Here is a 12,010-nt window from a genome sequence, read left to right on the forward strand (position 1 = left end):
CAACACCTGTCTGCCATCATGGCGCAATCTTGGTTACCAAAGGGTTAATTCTCGCATGTCCGCCACCTCTTCCGCATCCGCCAAAACCTCTCCTGTTGTTACCCGTATCGCCCCCTCGCCCACCGGCGACATGCATATCGGCACCGCCCGCACCGCGCTGTTCAACTGGTTGTTTGCGCGCGGCCATGGCGGCACGTTTTTGATGCGGATCGAGGACACGGATCGGGCGCGTTCGACGCCTGAGGCAACGCAGGGCATTTTGGACGGGATGGCTTGGCTGGGCTTGGACTATGATGGCGAAGCGGTGAGCCAATTCGAGCGGGCCGGGCGCCACGCCGAGGTCGCGCATCAGATGTTGGCGGCAGGCACCGCCTATAAATGTTTCGCCACCCAAGAGGAGATCGAAGCCTTTCGCGAGGCAGCACGGGCGACAGGCGCATCGACGCTCTACCGTAGCCCGTGGCGTGACGCCGACCCAAGCACCTACCCCGATGCGCCCTATGTGATCCGCATGAAAGCCCCGCGCGAGGGCGTCACCGTGGTGCAAGACGCGGTGCAAGGCGAGGTCACGTTCAAGAACGAGTTGCTTGATGACATGATCGTGTTACGTTCGGATGGGACACCCACTTATATGTTGGCCGTGGTCGTGGATGATCACGACATGGGCGTGACCCATGTGATCCGTGGAGATGACCACCTGAGCAACGCTGCACGCCAAATGACGATCTATACTGCGATGGGCTGGCCCCTCCCGGTTTATGCCCATATCCCTTTGATTTTTGGGCCTGATGGCAAGAAAATGTCGAAACGCCACGGCGCGACCGGGGTCAAGGAATATCAGGCCATGGGTTACCCCGCCGCCGGGATGCGCAACTATTTGGCGCGGCTGGGGTGGAGCCATGGCGATGATGAGTTTTTCACCGATGCGCAGGCGCAAGAGTGGTTTGAACTGGATGGAATCAATAAGGCTCCGGCACGGTTTGACACCAAAAAACTTGAGAATATCTGTGGTCAACATCTTGCAGTGATGGAAGATGCCGAAATCTTGGGCGAAATCATCGGCTATCTTGCCGCCGCCGGTGAGACAAAATTGACGGATGCGCAGGAAACGCGGCTTTTGGCGTCTCTGCCGTTTCTCAAAGGCTCGGCAAAGACCTATCCACAACTCATTGAAAAAGCACGGTTTTCCTTGGTGGATCGGCCTGTTTCTATGGATGAAAAGGCGCAAAAACTGGTGGGCTCAGTATCCAACGGTATACTGGAAGAATTGACGCCGCACCTGCAAAGTGTTAGCTGGGAGCGCGACGCGTTGGAGGAGGCTGTCGGCCGCGTTATGGAGGCGCAAGAGATCGGGTTTGGCAAGGTGGCCGCACCTTTGAGATCCGCCCTCGCTGGCCGCAGTGCAACCCCCAGCGTGCTTGATATGATGGTGGTTTTGGGCCGCGACGAAAGCCTCGCCCGGATCGCAGATTTTATGGCAAGTGAGCCCGAACAAACGGGCGGGACTGCTTGATTTGGCCGAAAGACTGCCTGAGATCAGGGTCACTTCGGCATGTGGTGACCGAAACGTTTTGGTGACGGTCACATGAGATTTATGCCGAGGCTGGACAGGCTTCGGACGCCCATAGGGTAAGGCATCGCAAATATGCGCGCCCCTCGCCCACGGGATCGGAATTGGAACCAGATATGAGGTTCCCAAGCCAAGACGGTGCCCGAGAGCTTCTTGGGCGCTCGCCTGATCACCAACGGCCCTTTGGCGTCTGCAGGCAGCAGATCAAAAGGGCACCGTTGCCAACCGAAGGAACGACCATGGCAGACACTCAAAAGACCGCGACCCTGACGCTTGACGGCAAGACTTTCGATCTTCCGATTTATTCGCCCACCGTGGGGCCTGACGTGATCGACATCCGAAAACTCTACGGCCAGGCCGGTGTTTTCACTTACGATCCGGGCTATACTTCCACCGCCGCCTGCGACAGCGCCATCACGTTTATCGACGGTGACGAAGGCGTTCTTTTGCACCGGGGCTACACCATCGGTGAACTGGCTGAAAAATCGCATTTCCTCGAAGTGTGCTACCTGTTGCTGTACGGGGCCCTGCCGACCGCGAAAGAGATGGAAGACTTCGAGGCGCTGGTGACCCGCCACACCATGGTGCATGAGCAGATGCACAGATTCTTCACCGGCTTCCGCCGTGACGCGCATCCGATGGCCATTATGGTCGGTGTTGTCGGTGCGATGTCCGCCTTCTACCACGATTCGATCGACATCGCCGATGCGCATCAGCGCGAAGTGGCGACCATCCGTTTGTTGGCGAAAATGCCGACCATCGCGGCTATGGCCTATAAATACACAATCGGTCAGCCGATGGTCTACCCGCGCAACGATTTGGATTACGCCTCCAACTTCTTGCACATGTGTTTCTCGGTGCCTGCCGAAGAATATGTGGTCAACCCGATCCTGGCCCGCGCCATGGACCGGATCTTTACCTTGCACGCCGATCACGAACAAAACGCCTCGACCTCGACCGTGCGTTTGGCCTCCTCTTCGGGCGCCAACCCGTTCGCCTGTATCGCCGCGGGCATCGCCTGTCTTTGGGGTCCGGCGCATGGTGGCGCCAACCAAGCCTGTCTTGAAATGCTGCGCGAAATTGGCACCGTGGACCGTATCCCGGAATACATCGCCCGTGCCAAAGACAAGAACGATCCGTTCCGCCTGATGGGCTTTGGTCACCGCGTTTACAAAAACTTCGATCCCCGCGCGACGGTGATGAAACAATCCGCCGATGAGGTTTTGGAACTCTTGGGCGTGGAAAACAACCCGACGCTTCAGGTCGCAAAAGAGTTGGAAAAACAAGCGCTTGCCGATCCGTATTTCCACGACAAGAAACTGTTCCCGAACGTCGATTTCTACTCCGGCATCATTTTGGAGGCCATGGGTTTCCCGACTGCGATGTTCACCCCGATCTTTGCGCTCTCGCGCACCGTCGGCTGGATTTCGCAGTGGAAAGAGATGATCGAAGATCCGGCAATGAAAATCGGTCGTCCGCGTCAGCTTTACACCGGCGAAACGCAGCGTCCCTATGTGAACGTCGAAGACCGCGGCTGATTCCAGCCGTTATACGACATGCAAAATACGACATGCAAAACCCGCCCTTTCGGGCGGGTTTTCTTTTGTCTAACGCAGGCAGGAGCAAGAGGTTTGACCAGTACGCCACACAGGCAAGACACGCCTGCCTTTCGAAACGCGCATAACATCACAAAGATGTCCGCGTCGCCTGACAAACCTTAAAGCGTCACGCCTTTCACCTGAGACAGGGGAAAGGTGTGACGCTGCCAGACATATCAATGGTGTGGGCGTTCCACCATAAACCCGTGAGTCAGGTTTATGGCGGAACGCTTTAGGGCAAATTTATCGCGAAACGCTTTAGCGGCCTTCATATTTGGGTTTGCGCTTTTCCAAAAAGGCGATGACGCCCTCTTTGAAATCGCGGGTTTGGCCGCAATGGTTTTGCAACTTCGCCTCAAGGGTCAATTGCTGGGCCAGAGTGTTGTCATAGGAGGCATGCATGGCCTCTTTGAGGTGGCGATAGGACACGGTCGGCCCCTTGGCCAGATACCCGGCCCGCGCACGCCAATGAGCGTCGAAATCGGCGTCAGGCACGGCCTCGTAAATCATGCCCCATTGCATCGCCTGAGCCGCCGAAATTTCATCGGCAAACAGCGATGCCCCCATAGCACGCGCCAGCCCGACCAAGCGTGGCAAGACATAGGTGCCACCCGCGTCGGGGATCAGGCCGATGCGCGAAAAGGCCTGAACGAAGACGGCGGATTGGCTTGCGATCACCACGTCACAGGCCAGCGCCAAAGAGGCCCCTGCCCCTGCCGCCGCGCCATTGACGGCGGCGATGGTAGGCACCGGACTGTCATGAATGGCGTGGAGCATCGGCTCATATTCATCGCGCAGCGTACGCTCAAGATCGGCGGTGGCGGCATTCACCCCATCGCCCAGATCCTGACCGGAACAAAAGGCGCGGCCTTCGCCGGTCAACACAACCACCCGCGCCGATTTGGCGGCATCGCGCACCGCATGGGTGATTTCGGCACGCATCTGGGTGTTGAGCGCATTCATCACCTCGGGGCGATTGAGGGTGACGACGGCAATGTCGTCCGCCTGCTCAAAGCGAATTGTGTCGTACTGCATGGACGTCTCTCTCCCTGATTGGTTGCCCCAAAGATAGGCATCGCGGGGCCAAAAGGAAGAGAGACGCTCCGTCATCGCGTAAGAATCATGAGATGAGTCCCATTACAGGCCAAAGAGCGCAGAACTTCGGTCCGGCACCTCGGGGTTGGCCTGCCGTCTGCGCGTCACGGCGCGGATCACCGCCAAGGCGGTTGCATCGGGGCGCGCCTCAAGGCGGATGTAGCGTGAACCATCGCGGTTGCGTTCCAAAAGCCCGTCCTCAATCAAAGAACGGCGGATTTGGGCGGCATCGCGAAAGGTGGTCATGCTGTCGAACAGATCGGAAATCTCGCGCTCAGAGAACACATGGCGCGGCGGCACCTGGGCCCAAAGCGCCCAAAGCCCGTGTTGACGAACCTTGCGTTTGGTAGACCATGAGGTCAAACGCCCGGTCTCATCAAACCGCGCCAAAGCGCGTGACACGGCCCGTCCTTCGGCGGCCATGATCGGTTCCGCGCCGATTTGCGTGGCTTTGAGATGTTGAAAATTGCGATATCCTCCGGCGCGGGCAATCGCATTCAACAGCGATTGATGCGGCGGGGCGGCTTCGCCCAGATCGGATTTGAGCGCACGCGCAAAGGCGGACACGTCGGGAAGGGTGAGTGAAATCACGTCACGAGTCATCGGTTCTCTCCGTTGATCGCGTCTGTTACATCGTGCGGGAGCTGTCCTTGCCACGCTTATAGACGCGCGGGAAACCGGGAGTGTTCAAAGGCTTAAACAGGTTCAGCATATTTCCATGTGGAAACGACAGCGACTCGGTGAACTGCGGACCGTGGCGCGGGTATACAAAACCCCGCCCTGCGATGGCAAGCGGCGGGGTTTGAGTATTTGGATCTGGGCCAAAAAAGAGGGTGCTTTACTCGTTCAAAAGTGCCTGTAGCCGCTTTTCTTCGTCCTCGGTTAAATCGGATTGTTCGGGTTCCGATTGCCGACGACGCAGAAAGCCAAAACCGATGCCAAGCGCGATGATCAACATGGCGGGGCCCGCAATCCACAGCAATTTATTGGCCCCGGTCAGGGTTGGTTTCAACAGCACATATTCGCCGTAGCGGTCGACGATATAGGCCACGGTTTGCTCATTCGTGTCGCCCGCGACAAGACGTTCGCGGACCAAAAGCCTCAGGTCTTTGGCCAGCGTCGCATTGCTCTCGTCGATGTTTTCATTGCGACACACAAGACAGCGCAGCCCTTGGGAAATATCCCGCGCCCGCGATTCCATCACCGGATCGGTCAGAACTTCGTCAGGCTGCACGGCATAAAGCGGCGTGGCAAGGAGCAGGGTGAGGGCAAGGATCAAACGTTTCATTCTGCCGGCACTCCTTTCGGCGCAGAGGCGGCAGATTTGCGGGCACCGGCCGCGACCCGGTAGCGACGATCGGTGAGCGACAACAGCCCACCAAAGGCCATGATCAAAGTGCCGCCCCAAATCCAGTTGGCCAGCGGTTTGATATAGGTGCGCACGGCCCAGCCGCCGTTGGATTGCACATCCCCGATCACCAGATAGACATCGCGCCAAAAGCCGTTGTCGATCCCGGCCTCGGTGGTCGGCATTTGCGCCACCGGGTAGGAGCGTTTTTCGGGGTGCAACGTGGCGACTTTTTGAGGGCCTTCAAAGACAGACATGGTGGCCATGGTGGTGAGGTAATTCGGCCCCTGTTTGCGTTCAACCGCATCAAGCGTGATGGTGTAGCCCGCAACATCAAAGGTTTCTCCGACCTGCACGATGCGGATGTCTTCGACGGTCCAGGCGGTCAGCCCGGCGATGCCCGCGATGGTGATGCCAAGGCCACCATGGGCAAACAGACGTCCCCAATCGGCGCGCGGCAAACGGAACAGGCGCGACAGGGTGCGGTTTTGACCAAGCTTCAGAACAATGTCTTGGATCGCACCAGCCACCACCCATGTGCCAAGACCAAGGCCAATAGGTGCCAGCAGAGTCTTTTGCGTTTGCATCGACCAGATCAGCCCCATGACCGCAAGCGCAAGGATCAGCGCCGGGATGAGTTTTTTCACTGCCACCCCAAGGCGCGCGCGTTTCCACGGCAGGATCGCACCAATGGGCAAAACCACGGCCAGCATGGTGAAAAACGGCGTGAAGGCGGCGTTGAAAAACGGCGCGCCGACAGAGAGTTTGCGCGCCCAGAAGGCTTCGGCGACCAAGGGCCAGATCGTGCCGGTGAAGACAACCAGTGCCGCAACGGCGAGCAGGATGTTGTTCACCACCAAAGCGCTTTCACGCGAGACCATGGAGAACACGCCCTTGGCGCTCATCACATTGGCGCGCAAGGAGAACAGGATCAACGCGCCGCCCATGAAAAAGGCCAGGATCATCAGGATGAAAATGCCGCGTTCCGGGTCATTGGCAAAGGCATGGACCGAGGTGATCACGCCCGAGCGCACGAGGAAGGTGCCGATCAGCGAGAAGCCGAAAGCCAAGATGGCCAGCAAAATGGTCCAGCTTTTGAGCGCCTCGCGTTTTTCCACAACGATGGCGGAATGGAGCAAAGCGGCGGCAAAGAGCCACGGCATGAAGGACGCGTTTTCGACCGGGTCCCAGAACCAAAAACCGCCCCAGCCGAGTTCGTAATAGGCCCACCACGACCCAAGGCCGATGCCGATGGTGAGGAAAATCCACGCGGCCAAAGTCCAGGGACGCACCCAGCGGCCCCAAGCCGCGTCCACACGGCCCTCTAAGAGCGCGGCGACGGCGAAGGAGAAGGTCATGGAGAGGCCAACATAGCCAAGATAAAGGAACGGCGGGTGGAAGGCCAAACCCGGATCTTGCAACAGCGGGTTGAGGTCTTCGCCATTCATCGGCGGAAATTCCAGACGGGTGAACGGGTTGGACGTGAACAGGATAAAGGCCAGAAACGCCAAGCCAATCGCGCCCTGAACGCCCAAAACCCGCGCCCGCAATGTGTCCGGCAGGTTGGAACCAAACAGTGCGGCCGCCGCCCCGAACAGCGCCAAGATCAGCACCCAAAGCAACATCGACCCTTCATGGTTGCCCCAAACGCCGGAGACTTTGTACAGCATCGGTTTGAGCGTGTGCGAATTGGCCACCACCACTTTAAGCGAGAAATCCGAGGTGACGAAGGCGTAGGTCAACGCGCCAAAAGAGAAGGCGATCAACACAAGTTGCACCAAAGCCGCCGGTTCGCCCACGGCCATCAAGGCGCGTTTACTCGTTTGCGCGCCCCAAAGCGGCAAAACGGTTTGAGCGATGGCCACGACAAAGGCCATGACAAGGGCAAAATGTCCTAGTTCTACGAGCATGTGCGTCTCCCTTTTGCGACTGTTCTACCCGGTTGTGGGCGACCCGCCAATGGGCTGCGCGCGCATGTCGCAAGCGGATGCAATGAGACCTGCGACCAAAGCACAAGAAAAAAGGGCCAAAGCGGCCCCTTTTCCCGTCTCACCCCACTCCCCCTTGTCGCTAAAGCAACAAAAGGGCCCCAAGAGAGACAAGCATTGCGCCAAACACCGGCCAAAGAAAGGCCACACCGTGCAAGCCAAAGGAGCCTTGGATCACCGAAAAGTGAAGCACCGCCCCCGAGATCAGCAGCGAGAGGAACAAAAACAGCGCCGCCGCTTCGGCGCCCCAAGCCGGATTCCCGGCAATCTGCATCAGCCACCACCACCCGATGGTCAATCCAGACCCCGCCCAAGACAGCGACATGCCAAGCGCCAAAGGGGTTGCGCGCACCACCCAGAGCCACAAAAACGTCACCGAGATCATCAACGCCATCAAGGCGATGGCCCCGTAAGCGATCAACACCGCCTGATCATATCCGACGGTCTGCACCGCCAAAAGCGCCGCCACGACAACCGCCGCGTAAAGAATTGCTACCTGTTTCATTGTTCAAGCATCTCCTTGACGACAGCGTCCAATGCGGCGGCTGCCTCTCGGTTTTGGCGCAGGGCCGTGGCGAGCGCTTCGCCCCACCAGAGTCCGCGAAGTTTGGTCCAAATCTTGCGAAAAGGATGTGTCATCACGTCATCCCCTCGGCAGCCGTTCGCGGATCATCGTGGTCATTTCCACCAGAATCTGCGTGTTTTTATTCAGCACATCGCGAGTCGCCTGATCTTTTTGCGCATCGCGGTAGAGCAGGAAAAACACCATCAACACCCAAGGCCCGTGCTCAGAGACAGCGGCAATCAATGCGTCACTCATCCCGCCCCCCTTTCCAGGCCTCAAGAGCGGGATTCTCCGCCGTCGCCCCCGGCACATAGACCGGCTTGGCCTCCCAAGAGGGCGCTGATGCCACAGGCGGAACACCCTGCCCCTGCGCCCCCGCCTCAAGCGCTTTGAGCGCCGCGATATTGGCCGTCACAATCGGCGCTTGCGCCACGGTGGCGGCGACAGAGCGTTGAAACTCTTGCGATTTCACCTGATAGCGCGCACCAAAGTAAAACGACACGATCGTGCCCAACAGCCACCAAAGCGGCTCCGGGATCAGCGCGACCCCCTGCATCCTTGAGGCAAACCAAAGCGGATCGACCATGGCCGAGACGCACAATCCGATGGTGCCAAAGGCCATCAATGGTCGCGGCACGCGGTTGAGCGCATCCATCAGCCGATCAAACGCGCCTTTGCGTTCGACCGCAAATTCGGCGGCGAATTGTTGCATCGCGGAGCTGCGGTAATTGGCCTCGCGCACAGCTCCTGCCTCTTTGTTCTCGAAAAACACTTCGGCCGTGTCTTTGACCAGATTGCGCCCGTCGCCAAAGATCGCATCAAACAACTTGCCGATTATCCCCATGACGCCACCCGCGCTGCATGCTCAGAATCTGTCAGGTGATAGCGTGGGGAAATGAAGTCCTCGGCCCGGATGATCCAACCGCCTTTGCCGCCCTTGCGTGTGCGCGCGTATTTGCGTGAGGTCGGGCGGCGATCTGCCAGAGCGTAATAGTAATTGCGCCGGGCAATGCCGTAAGCGTCGGCCAAGTGATGCGGGGCCAAAGATTGCGCAATATGCGCGGCCTCGATGGTCTGTGGCCCAATCGCCCCATCCACCGCAATCCTCTGCCCCATATCGGTCAAAAGCCGCTGCAAAATCCGCACGGCAGTGCCGCCCGAGTTGACATACATGTCGAACACGCTGGCTTGCAAAACCGGGGGCAATTCGTCGATGCGGGGGCGGTGAAAGTAATGTTCGACAAAAATGTCGCGCGCCTGAACCCGCGTCAGCTTGCGCAGGTCGGATGTCGTCACCCGCCCGTCGCCATCCACATCGACGCCCAGCGTGCGCATCGTGCCGATGGTGACGCCATATTTGGTTGCCCCGCCCGGATCGTCGGGGTCATTGACGTATCCGCCCTCACGGGCAATGATCTCGTCTGCGATCTGTTGTACTGTTTTCATATGCCTCAATCCCACCAATTGATGGGATCAAGGTTGCGCAAAAAGGTTAACGCCCGTGGACCTGAGCGCGCGTGTCAAAATTTACCACATTATTACAATATCTTGTGAAGAATATCCGGCCCCTTATCCGGAATGAAAGAAATCTAGCCGCCCCCTTGGCGCTCATCCTGTTTCACCTCGAATTGCTTCCAAACATGCATTCGCCCTTTTTGGCGCGCATCGGCGAGCCAGAGCTTTTTGCGTATATCTGGGACTTCCATAGACTGATAGAGACCGCCAGAAAACTTGGGCCAATCAATCGCAAGGCCTTGCTTGACCATTTCCGCAGATAAGTCGCGCCCATCCGGCAAATAACACCGCGCAACGGTGCGACCATGGCTATCCACATCAGTCACCTCGGCACGAATAGATTGCCCTTTGCAAAGACGGACCAATGCCCATTTCGCCTTTTTCCCATAGGGGTGGTTCATCTCCGGCGCATCGACACCGAAGAGACGTATTTGGGTTTTCTGGATCACAATCGTGTCGCCATCAACGACATAGGCACTCCCCCGCAGAACAGGTTTTTCCAGTGCCTCTCGTGAGGCCTTTTCGTTGAATGCGTTGGCGGGAGAAACAGGTTTGCTTCGATTAGGTGGAGTAGATGGTTTCAACGCGTGACGTGCGGCGCGTCTCACCTCTTTCTTCGCATGACGCATAAATGCAGCGCCCGCTATAAGAGCGATAATAAAAAGTAACTCAGCCAAATACCAACCCTCCCAAAAACAAAGAGGATTAGAGTTCACAGATGCTAGGAATTCAAGAGGCCAACAGCTTCGCGTCTCGCCTTTTAAAAAAGGGCTTAGCTTTCCGGCTCTTTATAGAGTCCCTGTTCCTTGAGGGCGTCCACAACCTCTTTCGGCATATAAGACTCATCGTGTTTGGCTAGGATCTCGGTCGCCACAAACACCCCGTTTTGCAGGCTGCCGGTGCCGATCATGCCCTGATTTTCATCAAACAAATCCGGCAAAACACCCTCAAAGCGCACCGGGATCGTTTCATTGGTGTCGGTCACACTAAAGGTCACATGGGTGCCCTCACCGCGCACCAAACTGCCCTCTTCGACCAACCCGCCGATGCGGAAAACCTCGCCTGCGCGCGGCGGTTCTTCGACCACTTGCGTGGGCGAGCGAAACAGGTTGATGCCATCGCGAAAGGCATAGCCGATCAGCGACACCGCCACCACAAGGGCCACGGCCGCAATCGCAATCACTTGAATGCGACGGGTCTTTTTCAGGGTCTTCAAACCGGCCATGGCGTCCTCCTGTGAGACAATGTTACGGGTAAATTCGGTGTTACGGATACATCGGTGCGTTCATAAGACCGGCGGTCTCATCCAGCCCAAGCATCAGGTTGGCGTTTTGGATCGCTTGACCAGACGAGCCTTTGGTCAGGTTGTCGATCACCCCCACCACGATGGTCCGGCCTTGGATACGATCCTCCACCACGCCAATATGACAGAAATTTGAGCCGCGCACATGTTTCATCGCCGGCACCTGCCCCAGTGGCAGCACTTTGATAAACGGCTCGTTCATATAGGCATCGGCCAGCGCGTAATGCACCGCACTCGCCTCGCCCTGAACATAGGCGGTGGCCAAGATGCCGCGGGTGGCGGGGATCAGATGTGGGGTGAATTGAATGCGCACATCGCGCCCGGCGACCAGGGAGAACTCCTGATCAAATTCGCCCAAATGCCGATGTTTTCCACCGACCGAATAGCCAAAGCTGTTGTCTTCAAGCTCCCCGAACAAAAGATGCTCTTTCAGCGCCCGCCCCGCGCCGGAGACCGCCACTTTGAGATCCAAAATGATCTGCTCAAGGTCGATCACCCCGGCGCCAATCAAAGGCCGCAGGATGAATTGCCCGGTCGCGGCGTTACAGCCGGTCCCGGCCACAAGCCGCGCCGTCTTGATCTGCTCGCGGTAAAATTCGGTCAGGCCGTACACTGCCTCTTGTTGCAGCTCGACCGCAGAGTGCGGTTTGCCATACCATTTCTCATACTCCGCCGGGTCACGCAGCCGGAAATCGGCAGACAGGTCCACCACTTTCGTCGTTGCAGGCAGTTCTTTGATCACCGCCTGAGAGGTTGCATGGGGCAGCGCGCAAAAGGCCAGATCGACATGTGCGAAATCAATATCCTCGATCTTGCACAGCGCCGGAAGGTCCATGTGGCGCAGATGCGGATAGACATCGGCCATCGCCATGCCCGCCTTGCGATCACCAGACAGCGCCACGATCTCCATTGACGGATGGGTGGCGATCAAACGGACAAGCTCGGCCCCAGTGTAGCCAGACGCGCCCAAAATGGCGATTTTATGGGTCATCAGTGTCTCTTTCGTGCATCGAGCCTCTGAGAGGCTC

Annotated in this window: 14 protein-coding genes; 2 read left to right on the plus strand and 12 right to left on the minus strand. The window is 58.0% G+C overall.

All coding sequences use genetic code 11. The features are described 5' to 3' along the window. Positions 1-55 precede the first annotated feature (55 nt). Entirely contained in the window at positions 56-1,513 is a 1,458-nt protein-coding gene (gltX, locus tag BLT54_RS02470; RefSeq protein ID WP_074640685.1) for a glutamate--tRNA ligase, read from the plus strand. Positions 1,514-1,809: 296 nt separating this feature from the next. Then, positions 1,810-3,108, plus strand: coding sequence for a citrate synthase (gltA, locus tag BLT54_RS02475; RefSeq protein WP_074640688.1), 1,299 nt, complete (start codon positions 1,810-1,812; stop codon positions 3,106-3,108). 318 nt (positions 3,109-3,426) lie between these two features. Here gltA and BLT54_RS02480 read toward each other — a convergent pair whose 3' ends face one another. The 12 genes from BLT54_RS02480 to argC all read right to left on the minus strand — a co-directional run bounded on the left by BLT54_RS02480 (position 3,427) and on the right by argC (position 11,973). Further along, positions 3,427-4,203, minus strand: a complete 777-nt coding sequence (locus tag BLT54_RS02480; protein WP_009571498.1) for an enoyl-CoA hydratase-related protein — start codon at positions 4,201-4,203, stop codon at positions 3,427-3,429. A gap of 102 nt (positions 4,204-4,305) precedes the next feature. Continuing rightward, entirely contained in the window at positions 4,306-4,866 is a 561-nt protein-coding gene (locus tag BLT54_RS02485; RefSeq protein WP_074640691.1) for a DUF2087 domain-containing protein, read from the minus strand. Between the two features lie 235 nt (positions 4,867-5,101). Further along, a complete protein-coding gene (locus BLT54_RS02490; protein ID WP_074640693.1) occupies positions 5,102-5,551 on the minus strand; it encodes a cytochrome c-type biogenesis protein in 450 nt (149 codons plus the stop codon). Further along, on the minus strand, positions 5,548-7,521 hold the full coding sequence (locus tag BLT54_RS02495; RefSeq protein WP_074640696.1) for a heme lyase CcmF/NrfE family subunit: 1,974 nt from the start codon (positions 7,519-7,521) through the stop codon (positions 5,548-5,550). The genes BLT54_RS02490 and BLT54_RS02495 overlap by 4 nt, the downstream gene beginning before the upstream one ends. Before the next feature lie 160 nt (positions 7,522-7,681). Next, the gene (locus tag BLT54_RS02500) at positions 7,682-8,104 is read right to left on the minus strand and encodes a hypothetical protein (RefSeq protein ID WP_074640698.1); all 423 of its coding nucleotides are present in this window, start codon (positions 8,102-8,104) and stop codon (positions 7,682-7,684) included. After that, positions 8,101-8,238, minus strand: coding sequence for a hypothetical protein (locus BLT54_RS22465; RefSeq protein ID WP_176832807.1), 138 nt, complete (start codon positions 8,236-8,238; stop codon positions 8,101-8,103). Before BLT54_RS22465 ends, BLT54_RS02500 begins: the two co-directional genes overlap by 4 nt. A gap of 4 nt (positions 8,239-8,242) precedes the next feature. Beyond that, entirely contained in the window at positions 8,243-8,419 is a 177-nt protein-coding gene (locus BLT54_RS22470) for a hypothetical protein (RefSeq protein WP_176832808.1), read from the minus strand. Continuing rightward, complete coding sequence (locus BLT54_RS02505; RefSeq protein ID WP_074640701.1) at positions 8,412-9,008, minus strand: holin family protein; 597 nt, start codon at positions 9,006-9,008, stop codon at positions 8,412-8,414. The genes BLT54_RS22470 and BLT54_RS02505 overlap by 8 nt, the downstream gene beginning before the upstream one ends. After that, positions 8,999-9,610, minus strand: a complete 612-nt coding sequence (locus BLT54_RS02510) for a holin-associated N-acetylmuramidase (RefSeq protein ID WP_074640703.1) — start codon at positions 9,608-9,610, stop codon at positions 8,999-9,001. Before BLT54_RS02510 ends, BLT54_RS02505 begins: the two co-directional genes overlap by 10 nt. 143 nt (positions 9,611-9,753) lie before the next feature. After that, the gene (locus tag BLT54_RS21940; protein ID WP_245707935.1) at positions 9,754-10,356 is read right to left on the minus strand and encodes a thermonuclease family protein; all 603 of its coding nucleotides are present in this window, start codon (positions 10,354-10,356) and stop codon (positions 9,754-9,756) included. Between the two features lie 95 nt (positions 10,357-10,451). Further along, on the minus strand, positions 10,452-10,895 hold the full coding sequence (ccmE, locus tag BLT54_RS02520; protein ID WP_074641460.1) for a cytochrome c maturation protein CcmE: 444 nt from the start codon (positions 10,893-10,895) through the stop codon (positions 10,452-10,454). 49 nt (positions 10,896-10,944) lie between these two features. Then, positions 10,945-11,973, minus strand: coding sequence for an N-acetyl-gamma-glutamyl-phosphate reductase (gene argC / locus BLT54_RS02525; protein WP_074640706.1), 1,029 nt, complete (start codon positions 11,971-11,973; stop codon positions 10,945-10,947). Between the last annotated feature and the right edge of the window lie 37 nt (positions 11,974-12,010).

Source organism: Celeribacter baekdonensis (assembly GCF_900102315.1).
GTDB classification, from domain to species: domain Bacteria; phylum Pseudomonadota; class Alphaproteobacteria; order Rhodobacterales; family Rhodobacteraceae; genus Celeribacter; species Celeribacter baekdonensis.

Bases quoted from the DNA above. Each gene is read 5' to 3' on its own strand.
- gltA (WP_074640688.1), top strand. From the start codon at position 1,810: ATGGCAGACACTCAAAAGACCGCGACCCTGACGCTTGACGGCAAGACT.
- BLT54_RS22465 (WP_176832807.1), bottom strand. From the start codon at position 8,238: ATGACACATCCTTTTCGCAAGATTTGGACCAAACTTCGCGGACTCTGG.
- BLT54_RS02480 (WP_009571498.1), bottom strand. From the start codon at position 4,203: ATGCAGTACGACACAATTCGCTTTGAGCAGGCGGACGACATTGCCGTC.
- gltX (WP_074640685.1), top strand. From the start codon at position 56: ATGTCCGCCACCTCTTCCGCATCCGCCAAAACCTCTCCTGTTGTTACC.
- BLT54_RS02500 (WP_074640698.1), bottom strand. From the start codon at position 8,104: ATGAAACAGGTAGCAATTCTTTACGCGGCGGTTGTCGTGGCGGCGCTT.
- BLT54_RS02510 (WP_074640703.1), bottom strand. From the start codon at position 9,610: ATGAAAACAGTACAACAGATCGCAGACGAGATCATTGCCCGTGAGGGC.
- argC (WP_074640706.1), bottom strand. From the start codon at position 11,973: ATGACCCATAAAATCGCCATTTTGGGCGCGTCTGGCTACACTGGGGCC.
- BLT54_RS02505 (WP_074640701.1), bottom strand. From the start codon at position 9,008: ATGGGGATAATCGGCAAGTTGTTTGATGCGATCTTTGGCGACGGGCGC.
- BLT54_RS02485 (WP_074640691.1), bottom strand. From the start codon at position 4,866: ATGACTCGTGACGTGATTTCACTCACCCTTCCCGACGTGTCCGCCTTT.
- BLT54_RS02495 (WP_074640696.1), bottom strand. From the start codon at position 7,521: ATGCTCGTAGAACTAGGACATTTTGCCCTTGTCATGGCCTTTGTCGTG.
- BLT54_RS02490 (WP_074640693.1), bottom strand. From the start codon at position 5,551: ATGAAACGTTTGATCCTTGCCCTCACCCTGCTCCTTGCCACGCCGCTT.
- BLT54_RS22470 (WP_176832808.1), bottom strand. From the start codon at position 8,419: ATGAGTGACGCATTGATTGCCGCTGTCTCTGAGCACGGGCCTTGGGTG.